The organism is Sphingobium chungangianum (assembly GCF_977014255.1).
Genome location: NZ_CDRNIV010000006.1, coordinates 667744 through 684262, shown reverse-complemented (window position 1 = coordinate 684262; position 16519 = coordinate 667744). Strand labels below are relative to the sequence as shown.

At 60.3% G+C, this 16519-nt stretch carries 21 protein-coding genes; 9 read left to right on the top strand and 12 right to left on the bottom strand.

Annotated features, from left to right (window positions below; genetic code table 11):
• Positions 1–65: 65 nt before the first annotated feature.
• Positions 66–932, top strand: a complete 867-nt coding sequence (locus ACWNC0_RS10385; RefSeq protein WP_449471432.1) for an SDR family oxidoreductase — start codon at positions 66–68, stop codon at positions 930–932.
• Between the two features lie 52 nt (positions 933–984).
• Here the strand turns inward: ACWNC0_RS10385 and ACWNC0_RS10380 are convergent, their stop codons facing one another.
• The 6 genes from ACWNC0_RS10380 to ACWNC0_RS10355 form a co-directional block, all read right to left on the bottom strand.
• A complete protein-coding gene (locus ACWNC0_RS10380) occupies positions 985–1494 on the bottom strand; it encodes a DUF1993 family protein (protein WP_449471431.1) in 510 nt (169 codons plus the stop codon).
• Positions 1495–1653: 159 nt separating this feature from the next.
• Complete coding sequence (locus tag ACWNC0_RS10375; RefSeq protein WP_449471430.1) at positions 1654–2202, bottom strand: hypothetical protein; 549 nt, start codon at positions 2200–2202, stop codon at positions 1654–1656.
• Positions 2203–2724: 522 nt separating this feature from the next.
• Positions 2725–3090 (bottom strand): winged helix-turn-helix domain-containing protein, encoded by a 366-nt coding sequence (locus ACWNC0_RS10370; protein WP_449471429.1) that lies wholly within the window; start codon positions 3088–3090, stop codon positions 2725–2727.
• 43 nt (positions 3091–3133) lie between these two features.
• Positions 3134–3382, bottom strand: a complete 249-nt coding sequence (locus ACWNC0_RS10365) for a hypothetical protein (protein ID WP_449471428.1) — start codon at positions 3380–3382, stop codon at positions 3134–3136.
• A 107-nt stretch (positions 3383–3489) separates the two neighbouring features.
• Positions 3490–3723, bottom strand: a complete 234-nt coding sequence (locus tag ACWNC0_RS10360; protein WP_449471427.1) for a hypothetical protein — start codon at positions 3721–3723, stop codon at positions 3490–3492.
• A gap of 210 nt (positions 3724–3933) precedes the next feature.
• Positions 3934–4299 carry a UrcA family protein gene (locus ACWNC0_RS10355; protein WP_449471426.1) on the bottom strand — a complete coding sequence of 122 codons (366 nt, stop codon included), beginning with the start codon at positions 4297–4299 and terminating at the stop codon, positions 3934–3936.
• 480 nt (positions 4300–4779) lie between these two features.
• On the opposite strand from ACWNC0_RS10355, the gene uvrA reads away from it, so the two are divergent.
• Complete coding sequence (gene uvrA / locus ACWNC0_RS10350) at positions 4780–7356, top strand: excinuclease ABC subunit UvrA (RefSeq protein WP_449471425.1); 2577 nt, start codon at positions 4780–4782, stop codon at positions 7354–7356.
• A complete protein-coding gene (locus tag ACWNC0_RS10345) occupies positions 7320–7739 on the top strand; it encodes an ATP-binding cassette domain-containing protein (protein WP_449471424.1) in 420 nt (139 codons plus the stop codon). The genes uvrA and ACWNC0_RS10345 overlap by 37 nt, the downstream gene beginning before the upstream one ends.
• Before the next feature lie 166 nt (positions 7740–7905).
• Here ACWNC0_RS10345 and ACWNC0_RS10340 read toward each other — a convergent pair whose 3' ends face one another.
• Positions 7906–9186 carry a hypothetical protein gene (locus ACWNC0_RS10340; RefSeq protein WP_449471423.1) on the bottom strand — a complete coding sequence of 427 codons (1281 nt, stop codon included), beginning with the start codon at positions 9184–9186 and terminating at the stop codon, positions 7906–7908.
• Between the two features lie 237 nt (positions 9187–9423).
• Between ACWNC0_RS10340 and ACWNC0_RS10335 the strand changes: the two genes are divergently transcribed.
• The 5 genes from ACWNC0_RS10335 (at position 9424) to ACWNC0_RS10315 (ending at position 12159) form a co-directional block, all read left to right on the top strand.
• Positions 9424–10437: a hypothetical protein gene (locus ACWNC0_RS10335; protein ID WP_449471422.1), complete on the top strand. Its 1014-nt coding sequence runs from the start codon at positions 9424–9426 to the stop codon at positions 10435–10437.
• 176 nt (positions 10438–10613) lie between these two features.
• On the top strand, positions 10614–10826 hold the full coding sequence (locus ACWNC0_RS10330; RefSeq protein ID WP_449471421.1) for a cold-shock protein: 213 nt from the start codon (positions 10614–10616) through the stop codon (positions 10824–10826).
• 64 nt (positions 10827–10890) lie between these two features.
• Entirely contained in the window at positions 10891–11100 is a 210-nt protein-coding gene (locus ACWNC0_RS10325) for a hypothetical protein (protein WP_449471420.1), read from the top strand.
• A 259-nt stretch (positions 11101–11359) separates the two neighbouring features.
• Positions 11360–11599, top strand: a complete 240-nt coding sequence (locus ACWNC0_RS10320) for a hypothetical protein (protein WP_449471419.1) — start codon at positions 11360–11362, stop codon at positions 11597–11599.
• 221 nt (positions 11600–11820) lie between these two features.
• Complete coding sequence (locus tag ACWNC0_RS10315; RefSeq protein WP_449471418.1) at positions 11821–12159, top strand: glycine zipper 2TM domain-containing protein; 339 nt, start codon at positions 11821–11823, stop codon at positions 12157–12159.
• A gap of 60 nt (positions 12160–12219) precedes the next feature.
• On the opposite strand, the gene ACWNC0_RS10310 is transcribed toward ACWNC0_RS10315, so the two are convergent.
• From ACWNC0_RS10310 to ACWNC0_RS10295, 4 genes are all read right to left on the bottom strand, one after another.
• Complete coding sequence (locus tag ACWNC0_RS10310) at positions 12220–13149, bottom strand: electron transfer flavoprotein subunit alpha/FixB family protein (protein WP_449471417.1); 930 nt, start codon at positions 13147–13149, stop codon at positions 12220–12222.
• Between the two features lie 110 nt (positions 13150–13259).
• Positions 13260–14009, bottom strand: coding sequence for an electron transfer flavoprotein subunit beta/FixA family protein (locus tag ACWNC0_RS10305; protein ID WP_449471415.1), 750 nt, complete (start codon positions 14007–14009; stop codon positions 13260–13262).
• 112 nt (positions 14010–14121) lie between these two features.
• Positions 14122–15321, bottom strand: a complete 1200-nt coding sequence (gene sucC / locus ACWNC0_RS10300; RefSeq protein ID WP_449471414.1) for an ADP-forming succinate--CoA ligase subunit beta — start codon at positions 15319–15321, stop codon at positions 14122–14124.
• 142 nt (positions 15322–15463) lie between these two features.
• Complete coding sequence (locus tag ACWNC0_RS10295; protein WP_449471412.1) at positions 15464–15796, bottom strand: hypothetical protein; 333 nt, start codon at positions 15794–15796, stop codon at positions 15464–15466.
• A gap of 60 nt (positions 15797–15856) precedes the next feature.
• On the opposite strand from ACWNC0_RS10295, the gene ACWNC0_RS10290 reads away from it, so the two are divergent.
• Positions 15857–16255: a low affinity iron permease family protein gene (locus ACWNC0_RS10290; RefSeq protein ID WP_449471410.1), complete on the top strand. Its 399-nt coding sequence runs from the start codon at positions 15857–15859 to the stop codon at positions 16253–16255.
• Positions 16256–16268: 13 nt separating this feature from the next.
• Here the strand turns inward: ACWNC0_RS10290 and ACWNC0_RS10285 are convergent, their stop codons facing one another.
• A complete protein-coding gene (locus ACWNC0_RS10285; RefSeq protein WP_196225497.1) occupies positions 16269–16448 on the bottom strand; it encodes a hypothetical protein in 180 nt (59 codons plus the stop codon).
• Between the last annotated feature and the right edge of the window lie 71 nt (positions 16449–16519).

The following is a 16519-nucleotide window of genomic DNA, read 5'->3' as shown; positions in this document are numbered from 1 at the left end:
CGCCCTGCCGCAAGCGCATGAACCATCCCCCAACCCAAGTGTTGGCCGAGGAAAGGAGATGCGCCATGTCCGACACCCAATCCGACAATCATGAAGAGATGATCCACGAAGACGGCTTGCCCGGCCACGAAAGCAAGCTGGAACCCAAGCCCGAATGGGAACCCCGCTATCCCGGCTCCGGCCGCCTCGCCGGAAAAGTCGCTCTCATCACCGGCGCGGACAGCGGCATCGGCCGAGCCGTCGCCGCCCTCTACGCCCGCGAAGGCGCCGACGTCGCCATCCTCTACCTCTGCGAACATGACGACGCGAAGAAGACTGCCCAGATCGTCGAGGCCGAAGGCCAACAGGTCCTCACCATCGCCGGGGACATTGGCAAAAAATCCTTCTGCGACGACGCCGTCAAACAGGTAATCGACCGCTTCGGCCGCCTCGACATCCTGGTCAATAACGCGGGCGAACAACATCCCGATCAGGACATCACCGACATCACCGAAGAACAGCTGCGCCGCACTTTCCAGACCAACATCTTCGGCATGTTCTTCCTGACGCAAGCAGCACGCCCGTACCTCCAAAAAGGCGCCGCCATCGTCAACTGCACCAGCGTCACCATGTATCAGGGCTCGTCGGAACTGCTCGACTATTCCAGCACGAAAGGCGCCATCACCGCCTTCACCCGTAGCCTGTCGGAAAATCTCGTAAAAGACGGCATCCGCGTCAACGCCGTAGCCCCCGGCCCGATCTGGACCCCGCTCAACCCCTCGGGCGGCGCGAGCCCGGAAAAGCTCGAACATTTCGGCGAGTCAGTCCCCATGGGCCGCCCCGGCCAACCCAACGAAGTAGCCCCCGCATTCCTCTTCCTGGCGTGCGAGGACGGCAGCTACATGTCCGGCCAGGTCCTCCACCCCAACGGCGGTACGATCGTGAATGGATAACTGGTCCAGAAACCGTCGACAGTCGGCTGAACCGCCAGAGGAACCGCTTCTGCTACGCGGGCAAAGCTTTATGGCGCTCCATATGCGGCAGAAAATCCATCTTGCCGATGTCCAATCCCGCGTTGCGCAGCAACGCATATGCCATTGTTACGTGAAAGTAGAAGTTCGGCATGATCCAGTCGCGAATATCCTCCTCCGACGACATAAGGAAGCGGATGCCATTGGGCAATGTGAGATCGACGACTGTGTCGGCGTCTGCCCAACCAGCGGGGACTGCTCGATCGTTTAGCGATCGAACCACCGCAATGCGTTCGGCAACCTCCGCGAGTGATTTATACGATACAACTTCGAGTGCGACGCTCTGCCCGGCGACTTGATTCAGTGCCAGCAATACTTGGTTCAGAGCCACGCGAAACTGCATCTCCAGCGGAAACATGTCGTCGGTCAGTCTCTCCGCGAGCACATCATCCGTCATCCCAGAATCGATAGCTTTCCCGACAAGGTGATCGAGGCTGCCGAGCATGTTGTCGAAGGTCATCCGGGCGGACAGAGCGTAGGACATCGCAGACCCTCAAAAAAAGCCGGTGCAAAGCTATGGCATTCGCCTCTGCGGTCAAGCGGCGATCGAAGCATAACATTTCGAAGGCGCGGCAATCCTCACGGCCGCCACCGCCTCGCTTCAATCATATCGCCCCTCCCCCGGAGGAACGCCAGCAAAAGCTCAATTCGCCTTGCTCATATCCACCTTCTCCACCCACTCCGGATAGAAGGTCGGCTCCCGGTTAGACCACCCCACCGCCGTCGCCGCCGCCTCGCTGATCGACTGCAACAGCGCCCGCCGCTTCTCAGGATGCAGATGCGGCAAGCTCGCCGCCGCGCAGAACGCGCCCGGCAACCACGGCCTGGCCCCCGCCCCCAACAGCCGTTCATACAAAAACCGGTAGGCCGAAAAGCTGCTCAGCCTGTCCTGCCCCAAATCGAAAGCCGAAATCGTCACCAGCGGCGCCATGAACGGCTCCATCTGGTCCAGCCCGCTGTCATCGGGCACCCGCGCCTTGATCTCATCCAGCCGCCCGTAGATGCGGGCCTGCGCGCGGATGCTCGCTTCCTCCACCATGTCGCGCGACCATAGCTTCATGGCGTCGCGGCGGTGGAGGCCGATGTCCAGCGACCGGCGGATATAGCGCTGCGTGGCAGACGGGAAACTGGCGAATTCGCGCAATTCAGCCAGGGTGATTGCCCCGTCAGCCGGTCTTGCATTGGTGCCCATGCTCTTGCCCTCCGACTTCAAGTCGATCAGCAGAACATGCGCCCAACATGGTTACTGTAAGCTTAAGCGCCGGTTCTGCCGACAACTACAGGGAATCACTTTTCCTTGTGCGTCGCAACATGTAATTTTTGTGAAAGCGATAAAAGGAGGCAGCAAAGCCCCCTTACCAAATAGCATCGGGTCCTTAAGCAACGGCAAGCCGCAAACCCTCCCTCTGCGCCTTCTGCGTTCTCCGCGCGAAAATATATCACGCGCAACGGCAGCGATACGGAAGCACAATCAGAAGGCGAAGCGAGCGCCCCAGACTTAACCTCTATCCAGCTCCCAAGCCTCGCCTCAAGGACAAAGCTGACGCCTGACCTCCGCGCCTCCGCGCCTCCGCGCCTCCGCGTGAACCAAAATAGGGCGCGGCCACCAGCCACGCCCCAAAACGCAAAACCTTAAGCAACATCCCGTTGAGAACCCGCGAAACCACGCCACCCCCGGCATCCTACGCAATGCCCAAGTGCCGACGCATCCTCCTCACTCGTCCGCCTGAACCGGCAACGGCTCGCCCCGCAACTCGCGTGCAAGGTCGGGCCAATGCGACCGCCCCGCCGCACTCGCCGCCGCCTTCTGCAACCCCCGATATTGGGCAAGCACGCTAAGCCCCAAATCCGTCAGCACCGCGCCCTCGCTGGACGTCGCCACCAGCGGCGCGGACCAGCATCGGTTCATCACGTCCACCAGCATCCAGCAGCGCCGATAGCTCATCTTCAGCTTCCGCCCAGCCGCCGAAATCGACCCCTCGCTGGCGATCGCATCCAGCAGGTCGGCCTTGCCCGGCCCCATGGCGATCTCGTCACCACAATAAAGCTGTATCTTGATCTTCAGTGCAGGGCCGCTCATCCGCCCATTATGGCATGGGCAGCCCGCCCCGCCAATCGCTGCGTCAGGCTCGCCGTTCCAACACCGCGCCAATCATGCTGCGCCACACAGTAACGTCGCCCGCCTGCGCCATCTGCTCATCGGGCTCCCGCAGCGTGTGGAGGATCGCATAGGCATCATCCAGATAGTTTTGCCAGCTCGCATCCACCGCGCCCGCCGCATGGGGATCATCGCCCTCGCCATTCAGGCTCAGCTGGCGTCCGGCCAGCACCCGGGCAATGCGTTCGATCGCGGGAGTAGCGGAAGTCGGCATCAATAAGGCTCCTCTCACCTTGCAGCGTCATGCGCTTGGCGAACCGCCCGGCCACCGCCGATCCGGTTCGCCTCGCCCATGGATCATATCACCAATATCGCCGCCGTCTATCGCCCCGCCTTCTCATCCTCATCTTCTTCTTCGTGGAATCCCGACGAAGGAACCGGGTCGCCATGGTCGCCCGGCTTGGTGGCCGACGGCGGATCGGACGCATCCATACTGTCCATCAACCCTTCCTCCAGCTGCTCCTCGGGGGTGACGGCATGGTCCTGCGCATCCGTGGGACGCTCATCATGCGCTTCTTCACGGCTGTTGGGACGAATATCGGTCTTGTCGCTCATCTTGTTCTCCTCAGCGCACGAACGTCGCGCGCCACGCAGGATCAACGGCCAGTCCCGATGGCCGGTTCCCAGAGCATCCTCCAGCGCTCAATGTCCCCCCTCCCGCAAGCGTTCAAACGAGGCACGTGACTCGTTTGAAGGGTTAGGGGGTGGGCCAGCGCAACGCCAGCGATGAAGAGCCGATCACTCCTCCCCCTCAAACGCAAAGCCTCAATTCCCCGCGCCAGGCACCTTATCCTTGCCCACCTCGGCAAAGCGGCTCGCATCCTTGCCCTGCGCCTTGGCGATCGCGATGGCGACCGGTTCACGGACATGATCCACCGCCGCGATCTGACAGGACCGCAAATCCTGCATGGTCCGGCCGGGGCAAACCTTCACCGCAGCGCGCCGGATACGGGCATTCAATTCCTGCTGACCCGACTTCTTCGACAGGTCCAGATCGTCATAGCGCACATCGATCGTACGGCCGTTGGATTCAAACGGAATGACGCTCGCCTGCGCCGCCGCACTCATCAACACGGTGGCAGACAGTGCCGCCAGCATGGCACCGCCGGTGCGATTGATAAAAAATGTCATGATGGTCCCCCTTCGATTGAACTGCTTGGGACTCGTCGCTCTTCAGGCGACCTGGTCCGCGATAAAGCCGCGAAGGCTGGGACCCGTCAGTCCTTCCGGCAGGGCGCAGATTTAAACAGGCCAGCGGCCTCTGTCGATCCCAAAAAGCCTTGTTGTCGTAGCGTAAAACACCACTCGTCGAAAATGGCCGAACAAGAAAACGCCCCCGGCGCAAGGGACGGCCGGGGGCGTATCCGGGATGCTGTCGGGCTATCCGGGATCTCTCATATCTACAGAAGTCGAGACGCCACCGCCGCAGCTTTCCCGTCGCGGCCCTTATACACCTGATCGGTTAATATCGCTCTACCTTTCGGTGACCCGCCGCCTGCTCGCGCTGGAAAGCATGGGCCGCTTGCGAGCCGCCGCCTGCTATCCCATATCCGCGCCCATAGCCCGGCAACGGCCTTGCTCCCAAAGAACAAATCTGGAACAACACGCCCCATGAGTCTGACCACAATTTCCGTACGCGGCGCGCGTGAGCACAACCTCAAGGGCGTGGACGTCGATCTACCCCGCGACAGCCTGATCGTCATCACCGGCCTGTCGGGGTCGGGCAAATCTTCCCTAGCCTTCGACACCATCTATGCTGAGGGTCAGCGCCGCTATGTGGAGAGCCTCTCCGCCTACGCCCGCCAGTTCCTTGAGATGATGCAGAAACCGGACGTCGAACATATTGACGGCCTTTCTCCCGCCATCTCGATCGAACAGAAGACGACCAGCCGCAACCCCCGCTCCACGGTCGCGACCGTCACCGAAATCTACGACTATATGCGCCTCCTCTGGGCGCGCGTCGGCATCCCCTATTCCCCCGCGACCGGCGAGCCGATCAGCGCCCAGACCGTCAGCCAGATGGTCGACCGCGTGATGCAATTGCCGGAGGGCACCCGCTTCTACCTCCTCGCCCCCGTCGTCCGCGGCCGCAAGGGCGAGTATAAGAAAGAACTGCTGGAATGGCAGAAGGCAGGCTACACCCGCGTCCGCATCGACGGCGAAATGTACCTGATCGAAGACGCCCCCGCCCTCGACAAGAAATACAAGCATGACATCGAAGTCGTCGTGGACCGCCTCGCCGTGGGCGCCGACATGTCCACCCGCCTCGCCGACAGCTTCGAACAAGCCCTGAAACTCGCCGACGGCCTTGCCTATGTGGATTTGGCGGACGGCACCCTAGACTCCCTCTCCCCTTCAGGGGTTGGTCAGAGTCACGTGCCTCTGACCAAGGCCGGGGAGAGGGGAGCAACCCCCGGAAAAATGAAAAACGCCGGCATCCCCGACAACCGCATAGTCTTCAGCGAAAATTTCGCCTGCCCCGTCAGCGGCTTCACCATCCCCGAGATCGAACCCCGCCTCTTCTCCTTCAACGCCCCGCAAGGCGCCTGCCCCGCCTGCGACGGCCTCGGAGAACGCCAGGAATTCGACCCCGAACTAGTCGTCCCCAACGAACATCTCACCCTCAAAAAGGGCGCCATAGTCCCCTGGGCCAAATCCAACCCGCCCAGCCCCTATTACATGCAAGTCCTCGGCTCTCTCGCGAAGGAGTTCGGCTTCAACCTGGAAACCCCGTGGCAAGACCTCCCCCCAGAGGTCAAAATCATCATCCTCCACGGCACCGCAGGCAAGCCGGTCACGCTAAAGTTCGTAGACGGCAAAAAATCTTACGAGGTCAAAAAACCCTTCGAAGGCGTCATCGGCAACCTCAACCGCCGCCTCCTCCAGACCGACTCCGCCTGGATGCGCGAGGAACTGAGCAAATACCAAACCGCCATGCCGTGCGAGACCTGCCACGGCGCCCGCCTCAAACCCGAAGCGCGCGCCGTCAAGATCGCGGGCGAGGACATCTCCATGTCCACCCGCCGCTCGGTGGTGGACGCGCTCGGCTTCTTCTCCACCCTCCCCGCGCACCTCACCGACCAGCAGAACCAGATCGCCAAAGCCATCCTCAAGGAAATTGTCGAGCGCCTCGGCTTCCTCAACAATGTCGGCCTCGACTATCTGAACCTCGACCGCACCAGCGGCACCCTGTCGGGCGGCGAGTCCCAGCGCATCCGCCTCGCCAGCCAGATCGGCAGCGGCCTCTCAGGCGTCCTCTACGTCCTCGACGAACCCAGCATCGGCCTGCACCAGCGCGACAATGACCGCCTGCTCGTCACCTTGAAGCGCCTGCGCGACCTCGGCAACACCGTCATCGTCGTGGAGCATGACGAGGACGCGATCCGCATGGCCGACTATATCGTCGACATGGGGCCGGGCGCGGGCGTCCACGGCGGCACCATCGTCGCGCAGGGCACCCTCAACGAACTGCTAGCCCACCGCGACAGCCTGACCGCGGATTACCTCAACGGCACCCGCCGCATCGAAGTCCCCACAAAGCGCCGCAAGGGCAATGGCAAGAAGCTCACCGTCCACAACGCCCGCGCCAACAATCTGCAAAACGTCACCGCGTCGATCCCGCTCGGCACCTTCACCTGCATCACCGGCGTCTCCGGATCGGGCAAGTCCAGCTTCACCATCGACACCCTCTACGCCGCGTCCGCCCGCACCCTGAACGGCGCGCGCATCGTCGCTGGCCCCCACGACAAGGTCACCGGCCTTGAACATTGCGACAAGGTGATCGACATCGACCAGTCGCCCATCGGCCGCACCCCCCGATCCAACCCGGCCACCTATACCGGGGCCTTCACCAACATCCGCGACTGGTTCGCCGGGCTCCCCGAAGCACAGGCGCGCGGCTACAAGCCCGGCCGCTTCAGCTTCAACGTCAAGGGCGGCCGCTGCGAAGCCTGCACCGGCGACGGCCTGCTCAAGATCGAGATGCACTTCCTCCCCGACGTCTATGTCACCTGCGACGTCTGCCACGGCGCCCGCTACAATCGCGAGACGCTGGAGGTGAAGTTCAAGGGGCACAGCATCGCCGACGTGCTCGACATGACCGTCGAGGACGCGGTGGAATTCTTCAAGGCCGTCCCCCCATCCGCGACAAGATGGCCATGCTCGCCGAAGTCGGCCTCGGCTACATAAAGGTCGGCCAGCAAGCCACAACCCTCTCCGGCGGCGAAGCCCAGCGCGTCAAGCTCGCCAAGGAACTCTCCCGCAGAGCCACCGGCCAGACCCTCTACATATTGGACGAGCCCACCACCGGCCTCCACTTCGAAGACGTCCGCAAACTCCTCGAAGTCCTCCACGCCCTGGTCGAACAGGGCAACAGCGTGGTCGTGATCGAGCATAACCTCGACGTCATCAAGACCGCCGACTGGATCATCGACATGGGACCAGAGGGCGGCGTCAAGGGCGGCGAAGTCGTCGCCGAAGGCACGCCGGAAAAGGTAGCGAAGAACGCCCGGAGCTTCACCGGGCGCTATCTTGCGCCGTTGTTGGGGATGGAGGCTGTGGCGGCGGAGTGATTGCCCAACGGGCAAAAAAAGGAGGGCTGAAAACAGCCCTCCTTTATTGTACCTTATGACGCTATTTAACCACCAGTGTTCATGAGGTCTCTCCTCAATGGATCTCAATCCAAACCTCTTTACTCTTTAAAGCGGATTTGGTTGCTAAAATCCTACATGTCAACCCTTATCCTAGGTGCTCGTATATGACCACCTCCCCCGCAGCCACCATAGCTAGGTGAACCCATGGAATAAGCCGCTCAAAATTTTCTCGTGTAGGAAGAATAATTTTCCCCGCTTGAGCCTCCCCTCCATGAGCTAGCCCATGGCGAATTTGCCGAAGCGCCCGAGCAATCGATTGCATGCCCTTGGCACCCAACGAATCGATGGATTTAGTATTCGCTACAATCGGTTTAATTTCAAGGCCTCCATCGAATTTCACGTCTGATGTAAATGCTTCTGAGTTGAACTCTATTTCTGCCCAAATCTTCTCAGGACTCACAAGATCCTCGAACATCTTTATATATCGATCGATTTCGCTAGTGTTATCCTCTCTCACGATAGAAGCCACATCGTCCAAGGTTTTATCGATCAACGCGAGAGCAGACGGCGAATGCAATATTTTTAAAAGCGCATGCCTCTGCTTACTCTGAAGATATAGACTGCTAACGTATTCCAGAATTCTATAATATAATAAAAATTTAGTTGTTATATCGTGATCGTATGCGGCTAACCAAAGAGATAATAGGTTGGCATTTAACTCACGAGAAACAATTTTATTTGGAAATTCGCCATTTATATATCTCACTTTAGTAGGCAGTTTAGCACCACGCGCCTCATGCAGAACAATATGAGGGGATTTATTATCAAAATACCGTAGATAGAAATTTACATGCTTAATGATGTCCACCCAGCCATCCTGATCCTCCTCCAGATTCTCTATGTAAAAGGAGGTCGGCAGTCCAAACCGTGATGATGCGCCATTGCCTCCTGCTTTTGAATATTGAGAAAATGATTGCAGGTTTCTAAATGCTGTCTCGGACACTTGAAGATAGGCAGCGTGGGACGCGATCTTCTTCAAAGAATCAGAAGATTCTGAGAAATGACATTTATATATATTTTCTTTGAAACAAAATTCAAAGTATCTTCCTATTATTTCATCAGAATATGAAGGAAGTTTATAAGCGGTCCAAACAACCTCAAGTTTATTTTCATTTTTATGATACAGAGCAGATAGAGCAGGTGGTAAATATATATTTTTTAATATCGAAAATATATCTCTGTTCAACTTTCCATCTTTGTAAATTATGAAAGCGACTGATTTGTCATTCCATGGGTTTGACAGAAAGATGGTATTTTGATCTTTTACTACCTTGATCTCCATCTGTTCATTTAGATGCGGCAACTTTCCTAATAATTCAGCCGCCTTTTTTTCGGCAGCATCTATAGAAATGGATCGAGTACTCACCCCTTTGTCCCCCAACTTTTATGCCTCGAAAAGTGCTATATAACCTTGCTTTAGAACAGTAAATTGAAGCTGCCTACGTACTCAGAGGAACTTGTCGAGGACTCAAAAGACAAAACTCTGCGAAGCCTTAGCGATAATTAACTGCACACCCACCACCGTTCCCATTTTGTTCTGTCCTACAACCACCAACCTGTTATACCGTCCCGGCAAACCCTCCCATAAAAAGGAGCTTTGCCCATGTCCTACCACTTCTCCGCTCTCCCCACCCCCGCGCAGCAAAGCCGCGCCGACGGCTGGAGCCCCGCGCGGCAGCGGCACTTCCTTGAAACCCTCGCCGCCACCGGCGTCATCACCACGGCCTGCGACGCCGTCCACATCTCGCCCCGCGCCGCCTATGCCTTGCGCATCCGCCGCGACGGCGCGGCCTTTCGCCTTGGCTGGGACGCCGCCATCCTCATCGCCCGCGCGCGCCTCGCCGACGATCTGCTCGCCCGTGCGCTGAACGGTCATGAGGAAGTGATCCGCAGGCAAGCCGACGCAGGCGAAATCACCCGCCACCGCCACGACAACCGCCTCGCCATGTCGATGCTCTCCCGCCTCGACCGCATGGCCGACAACCCGCCGGAGGGCTCCGACGCCGCCCTCGCCCGCGTCGTTGCGCAGGATTTCGCCGCCTATCTCGACATGCTCTGCCCGCAGGAACAAGCGCCAGAGGAAGCCGCGCCCGCCCAAGCACCAACAGCGGAAAACCACCCCGCCCTCACCCCGGACAGCAACGAAGCCGCCCTGCCCGCCGCAGACCCCTCCGACCCCACCCTCCCCGCCAGCATCGAAGCCACCGCCACCGCCCTCTCTCCCGGAGCCTCCGCCGCGCTTTTCATCGCCGCGCGCATGGCGCTGCATGAGGGCAAAAAGGCGCAAGGCCACCCCCTCAATGAACACTGTGAACTTCGCCCTCCGATCGTCGATCGCGCCACCCTTCCGCCCGACGAAGCCGCCGCCCGCCTGCGCGGCGCATGGTGGGATGAGGAGCGGGAAGCCTGGCGCACTGACTATCCCGCCCCGCCCGGCTTTAACGGCGAAGAGAGCGGCGAAATCTATGACATTGACGCCTATGAGCGCGACCTGACCCCACAGGAAAGCGAAGCCTTGGCCGCACTGGAGGAAGCCCAGCGCCGCCCCTATGAAGCCGCCGCTGCATTGGCGCGGGACGCATTTTTCGGCTTCGCGGCTCTCGAAAATGCCCAATGACGGCCTCATTTGGGCCGCTGATTTGCTATTTCGGCCCCCGTCCCCTATATAGGACAGGCTACAGTCGCAAATCGACGGTCTTTCGGCGCTTTGCGGCACCAAACTTCCTTCTTTCCCTGCCCCTCTAGCGACCGGTCCGTCCACGCTGGACAGACCGTACGAACGAAGGAACTACCATGAGCATCACCGGAACCGTCAAATTCTTCAACGCCGACAAGGGCTATGGCTTCATCGCCCCTGACGACGGCACCCCCGACGCGTTCGTCCACATCACCGCTGTCGAGCGCGCTGGCCTGGCCACGCTGCGCGAAAAGGACCGCGTGACCTATGATCTGGAACAGGATCGTCGCGGCAAGATGGCGGCCGTAAATCTTCAGCACGCTGAATAAGCCATGCTGACCGTCCGGGCGCCGTTTCCATGGCGCCCGGGCACTATCTGACAAAGGAGCGCATATGACGCACCCCGACTATCGCGCCCTCGCCGCCCAGGCTCGCAACGAAGCCCAGGCCGCCACCCTCACCAACGTCCGCGACCGCTGCCTCCGTTCGGAAGCGACCTTCCTCGCCATGGCCGAACGCCAGGACCTGGCCGACCGCAACCGCGCCCGCCGCGAAGCTGCCTCAGCCGCCGCGCTCGCACAAAGCAGCGCCGTCAACGCCTGAAGCATTGCTGGCCGGGAATGCCCGGTCATGCCCCCCGCCGAGGCGATCGATCGACCAGGCCGGGAAATGCGCACCGAGAAAAGGCGCGCCGCTTCCTGCGGCTCTCCCCTGTGACGTCACCGCGCCAACGGCCCGCCCCTCCGGCACATCGCCACAGCCGCTCATCTTGTCGAATACTCCAAAGCGTCCGGAACCCGACGCCGCCTGACCGGTTATCTCCGCGACCCTGACAGGAACATCCGGTAAGGAGCTAGACGCAATGATCCGCACTCTGATTTTCGGCGCCATCGCAGGTTATGTCGGCAAAAAACTGTACGACGAAGGCAAGCTGACCGAGTTCAAGGAAGACCTCGTCACCCGCTACAACAAGGCCCGCGACGACATCTCGAACCGCACGGGCAGCTCTACCAGCAGCACCCTCGGCGGCAGCAGCATGTCCCCGGCGATCACGCCCACCCAACCGCGCCATACAGCGCCGGGTTCAACCCTCGCCAGCTGACTCGCGGCTGACACTTTAAAAATACCCATTCCGGCGGCTTATCCCTCTGGCCGCTGGCCACCGCCCGCCCGGCCCGCGTTTCCCCCCTTTCGCGGCGCCGTGGCGGGTGGACTAATGTCCGCCTGTCCCTCTCCCTATAAAGCCGTTCCGCCCACGCAACTTACCCGGATTTGAAGGGTTGTTACGCAGCCGGGGGCCAAAGAAAGATAGGAGAGTGACTGATGCGCACCCCGATAATCGCCGCCGCCTTGCTGGCCCTGCCGCTGGCGGCCTGCACCACGGATCGCTACAGCGACCGCTATGGCTACAATCACCCCGCAGGAAGCTATTCCGGCCGGGTGATCACCGACGACGACTATATCTACCGCGACAATGACGGCCGCTATTATTGCAAGCGCAACGACGGCACCACTGGCACGATAGTCGGCGCGATCGCGGGCGGCGTCCTGGGCAATATCATCGCCCCCGGCGGCTCAAAAACGCTCGGCACCATCCTCGGCGCAGGCGGCGGCGCAATCGCGGGCAACGCGATCGACCGCAGCAGCGTCCGCTGCGAATAAAAAAAGGGCGCGACCCCCGGCCGCGCCCTCTTCACTACCCTTACGGGATAAGGAAGTTACTTACAGCTTGCCAGTAAGCTCCGGCACAACCTTGAACAAATCACCCACCAGGCCGATGTCCGCGACCTGGAAGATCGGCGCGTCCTCGTCCTTGTTGATGGCGATGATGGTCTTGCTGTCCTTCATCCCCGCCAGATGCTGGATCGCCCCGGAGATACCCACAGCGATATAGACTTCCGGCGCCACGATCTTGCCGGTCTGCCCAACCTGATAGTCGTTCGGCACATAGCCCGCATCGACAGCCGCACGCGAAGCGCCAACCGCCGCGCCCAGCTTGTCGGCCAGCGGGAAGATGACCTGCTCAAACGTTTCGCCATCCTTCAGCGCACGGCCACCCGACACGATGATCTTGGCGGACGTCAGTTCCGGACGCTCCTGCTTGGCGATCTCAGCACCAACGAAGCTCGACAGCCCCTTGTCGCCGGTCGAAGCAACGGCTTCCACCGCGCCGGAACCGCCCTCACGATCCGCCTTCTCAAAAGCGGTACCACGAACGGTGATGACCTTCTTCGCATCCTTCGACTTGACCGTCGCGATCGCGTTGCCCGCATAGATCGGACGCGTGAACGTATCCTCGCTCTCAACCGACAGGATGTCGCTGATCTGCATCACGTCCAGCAGAGCCGCGACGCGCGGCGCGATATTCTTGCCGTTGCTGGTGGCAGGCACGATGAATGCGTCATGGCTGCCCATCAGTTCCACGACCAGCGGCGCGACATTCTCTGCCAGCGCATGGCCGAACGCCGCGTCATCGGCGACATGGACCTTGCCCACGCCCGCGATCTTCGCAGCAGCTTCACCAACTGCGGCGACGCCAGCGCCAGCGACCAGCAGATGCACTTCACCCAGCTTCGCAGCGGCGGTGACGGCGGAAAGGGTCGCGTCCTTGACGGCGCCGCCCTCATGTTCAACCCATACCAGAGTCTTCATAATCTCGATCCTCTATCCCCGTTCGCCCTGAGCTTGTCGAAGGGCCTTTCTTCTCTTCAAGAAGGAAACAGGCTTTGACAGGCTCAGCCCGAACGGGCTTGGAATGATGGTCAGGCAGCGACGCCCAAAGCTTTCAGCTTCGCGACCAGTTCATCGACATCGGCCACCTTGACGCCAGCCGAACGCTTGGCAGGCTCGGTGACCTTCAGCGTTTCCAGACGCGGCGAAATATCGACGCCATAGTCAGCAGGCGCCTTGGTCGCGAGCGGCTTGCTCTTTGCCTTCATGATGTTGGGCAGCGAAGCATAACGCGGCTCATTAAGACGCAGGTCGGTCGTGACGATCGCAGGGACGTTGAGCTTTACCGTCTCCAGGCCGCCATCGACTTCGCGGGTCACGCTGACCTTGTCGCCCTCAACCTCGACCTTCGACGCGAAGGTGCCCTGCGGCAGGTTCAGCAGCGCGGCGAGCATCTGGCCGGTCTGGTTGCTGTCATCGTCGATCGCCTGCTTGCCCAGGATGATCAGGCCAGCGCCTTCTTCTTCCTGCACCTTGGCGAGCAGCTTGGCGACGCCCAGCGGTTCGACTTCATCGTCAGTCTGGATCAGGATCGCGCGATCCGCGCCCATCGCCAGCGCCGTGCGCAGCGTTTCCTGCGCCTTCGCAACGCCGATCGACACCGCGACGACCTCGGTCGCCACGCCCTTTTCCTTCAGGCGGATGGCTTCCTCAACCGCGATCTCGTCGAACGGGTTCATGCTCATCTTGACGTTCGCCAGATCAACGCCCGTCCCATCCGCCTTCACGCGCGGCTTCACATTATAGTCAATGACCCGCTTCACGGGCACAAGGATCTTCATCGCAACATCCTTTCGTTTCACGCCACAGCCCGCATATGCGGACAAGGACGCAGGCGGCCCCTAAAAGACCGCCTGCGCCCCATGGTGTTTGTTCAAATGGCTGGAAAGTGCCTCAGGCTGCCTTCCTCACTTCCGCCACGATCTTCTTGGCCGCGTCGCCCAGGTCGTCCGCAGGGACGATGGCCAGGCCGGACGAGGCCAGAATATCCTTGCCCTGCTGGACGTTCGTGCCTTCCAGGCGAACGACCAGAGGAACCGACAGGTCAACTTCCTTGGCGGCGGCGACGATGCCCTCGGCAATGATGTCGCACTTCATGATGCCACCGAAGATGTTGACGAGAATGCCCTTCACCGCCGGGTCCTTCAGAATGATCTTAAAGGCCGCAGTCACCTTTTCCTTGTTGGCGCCGCCACCGACGTCCAGGAAGTTGGCAGGGAATTCGCCGTTCAGCTTGATGATGTCCATGGTCGCCATGGCCAGGCCCGCGCCATTCACCATGCAGCCGATGTTACCGTCCAGCTTGATGTAGGCGAGGTCATATTCGCTCGCTTCGACTTCGGCCGGATCTTCCTCGGTCAGGTCGCGCAGTTCGGCGATGTCCTTGTGACGGAACATGGCGTTGCCGTCGAAACCGACCTTGGCGTCCAGCACCAGCAGGTTGCCCTGCTCGGTCAGAGCCAGCGGATTGACTTCGATCTGCTCGGCGTCGGTGTCCAGGAACGCGGCGTAGAGCGACGAGGCGACCTTGGCGGCCTGCTTCGCCTGATCGCCGGTCAGACCCAGAGCGGCAGCGATGGAACGGCCGTGGTGCGGCTGGAAACCGGCGGCGGGATCGACGGTGAAGGTGTGGATCTTTTCGGGGGTCGAATGGGCGACCTCTTCAATGTCCATGCCGCCTTCAGTCGATACAACGAACGCGATGCGGCTGCTGCCACGATCGACCAGCAGCGCGAGGTAGAATTCCTTCGCGATGTCGGCGCCGTCGGTGATGTAAAGGCGGTTGACCTGCTTGCCCGCTTCGCCGGTCTGGATGGTGACCAGCGTGTTGCCCAGCATGTCGGTGGCGTGGGCCTTAACCTCATCCAGGTTGAACGCCAACCGGACGCCACCCTTCGCTTCGGGGGCCAGCTCCTTGAACTTACCCTTGCCACGGCCACCAGCGTGGATCTGCGACTTCACGACATAGAGCGGCCCGGGCAGCTTCTTGGCGGCTTCGACGGCTTCTTCAACGGAAAAAGCGGCGTAACCGGCGGCGATCGGCGCGCCATATTTCGCCAGCAGTTCCTTCGCCTGATATTCGTGAATGTTCATGGGCCCTGCCCGTCCTTTCGCCTGAAAAGCTGTTGGCGGGGCTAAAGCACAGGGACGCGGGGGACGCCAGTCTCGTTTCGCAAATCAACTTTGCAAAATTGCAAAATCATTTCCCGGAATCGCGTTCAATTCACCACTTCCTTCATTCAATAGCGCAGACGATCGCCGCCTTGCTCGTCACCATGAATATCTCCGGATCCTCCAGCGCCCGCACCTTGTAGAGGAATCGATCCACCGTCATCTCCCCCATGTGCGACTTGCGGAGCGACGCCAGCGACTGGAGGCGCCGCAGCTGCACCAAGCTTAGCCGATCCACCATCCGCTCCGCCATGCATCCCGCCATCCGCGGCGAAAGCCCCGCCTCGATCAGCCCCGCCCGTACTTTCGATTCGGGCGACACCGTCGCGCAGGAAGACAGCAGCAAAGCAGCGGCAGGCAAAGCGAGCGCAAAGGCGCGAATGGATATGGTCGTCATGCGCGCTTCATGGCAATCAGAGCCTGAACACAGGGTAAATGGGCCGCCACGGGGACAGACATGGACAAAATTTTCGGAGCCTTCGCGCATCGCGTCGCCAGCTGGTCGGGGCAGCCCCTGGCGTTCATATTGGCGTCGGCCACGATCATCGGCTGGATATTGACCGGGCCGATCTTCCATTATTCCGACACCTGGCAGCTCATCATCAACACGGGCACGACGATCGTGACCTTTCTCATGGTCTTCCTGATCCAGAACGCTCAGAATCGCGACGGGTCAGCGATCCAGGCAAAGCTTGACGAACTCATCCGCGCCGTCACCGATGCCCGAAACGAATTCATCGGCATCGAACATCTGACCGAAACCGATCTTGAACGTCTGAAAGCTATGCTGGAAAGGGAATATGACAGCGAGGAAAGTCACCACCGGTCAATAGAGCGGTTGATCCAGCGGCGGTAACGGACGCCCACCATCAATGTGCGGAATTCACTAACCGCACATTTTCCTCACGATATGCATCGATCTGATCACCATATCCACGAGCCAACCCCTCATAAGCAGCACGCCCTTTTTTGGAATGGCTCATCTGCGCTCGTATCAACGACACCTGCTGCCTGTGCAGTAGGTAATTGACATCCATCTCTCCGGTCATTCACGCCCTCCTACCTATCGCTGATGAGACTGGTTGGGGTGCCGCGACTCTTTAGACGAGTCGTCTTTCCG

Excerpts from the sequence above, each read along its gene's own strand:
- ACWNC0_RS10385 (WP_449471432.1), top strand. The coding sequence starts at position 66 with ATGTCCGACACCCAATCCGACAATCATGAAGAGATGATCCACGAAGAC.
- ACWNC0_RS10380 (WP_449471431.1), bottom strand. The coding sequence starts at position 1,494 with ATGTCCTACGCTCTGTCCGCCCGGATGACCTTCGACAACATGCTCGGC.
- ACWNC0_RS10375 (WP_449471430.1), bottom strand. The coding sequence starts at position 2,202 with ATGGGCACCAATGCAAGACCGGCTGACGGGGCAATCACCCTGGCTGAA.
- ACWNC0_RS10370 (WP_449471429.1), bottom strand. The coding sequence starts at position 3,090 with ATGAGCGGCCCTGCACTGAAGATCAAGATACAGCTTTATTGTGGTGAC.
- ACWNC0_RS10365 (WP_449471428.1), bottom strand. The coding sequence starts at position 3,382 with ATGCCGACTTCCGCTACTCCCGCGATCGAACGCATTGCCCGGGTGCTG.
- ACWNC0_RS10360 (WP_449471427.1), bottom strand. The coding sequence starts at position 3,723 with ATGAGCGACAAGACCGATATTCGTCCCAACAGCCGTGAAGAAGCGCAT.
- ACWNC0_RS10355 (WP_449471426.1), bottom strand. The coding sequence starts at position 4,299 with ATGACATTTTTTATCAATCGCACCGGCGGTGCCATGCTGGCGGCACTG.
- uvrA (WP_449471425.1), top strand. The coding sequence starts at position 4,780 with ATGAGTCTGACCACAATTTCCGTACGCGGCGCGCGTGAGCACAACCTC.
- ACWNC0_RS10345 (WP_449471424.1), top strand. The coding sequence starts at position 7,320 with ATGGCCATGCTCGCCGAAGTCGGCCTCGGCTACATAAAGGTCGGCCAG.
- ACWNC0_RS10335 (WP_449471422.1), top strand. The coding sequence starts at position 9,424 with ATGTCCTACCACTTCTCCGCTCTCCCCACCCCCGCGCAGCAAAGCCGC.
- ACWNC0_RS10330 (WP_449471421.1), top strand. The coding sequence starts at position 10,614 with ATGAGCATCACCGGAACCGTCAAATTCTTCAACGCCGACAAGGGCTAT.
- ACWNC0_RS10325 (WP_449471420.1), top strand. The coding sequence starts at position 10,891 with ATGACGCACCCCGACTATCGCGCCCTCGCCGCCCAGGCTCGCAACGAA.
- ACWNC0_RS10320 (WP_449471419.1), top strand. The coding sequence starts at position 11,360 with ATGATCCGCACTCTGATTTTCGGCGCCATCGCAGGTTATGTCGGCAAA.
- ACWNC0_RS10315 (WP_449471418.1), top strand. The coding sequence starts at position 11,821 with ATGCGCACCCCGATAATCGCCGCCGCCTTGCTGGCCCTGCCGCTGGCG.
- ACWNC0_RS10310 (WP_449471417.1), bottom strand. The coding sequence starts at position 13,149 with ATGAAGACTCTGGTATGGGTTGAACATGAGGGCGGCGCCGTCAAGGAC.
- ACWNC0_RS10305 (WP_449471415.1), bottom strand. The coding sequence starts at position 14,009 with ATGAAGATCCTTGTGCCCGTGAAGCGGGTCATTGACTATAATGTGAAG.
- sucC (WP_449471414.1), bottom strand. The coding sequence starts at position 15,321 with ATGAACATTCACGAATATCAGGCGAAGGAACTGCTGGCGAAATATGGC.
- ACWNC0_RS10295 (WP_449471412.1), bottom strand. The coding sequence starts at position 15,796 with ATGACGACCATATCCATTCGCGCCTTTGCGCTCGCTTTGCCTGCCGCT.
- ACWNC0_RS10290 (WP_449471410.1), top strand. The coding sequence starts at position 15,857 with ATGGACAAAATTTTCGGAGCCTTCGCGCATCGCGTCGCCAGCTGGTCG.
- ACWNC0_RS10285 (WP_196225497.1), bottom strand. The coding sequence starts at position 16,448 with ATGACCGGAGAGATGGATGTCAATTACCTACTGCACAGGCAGCAGGTG.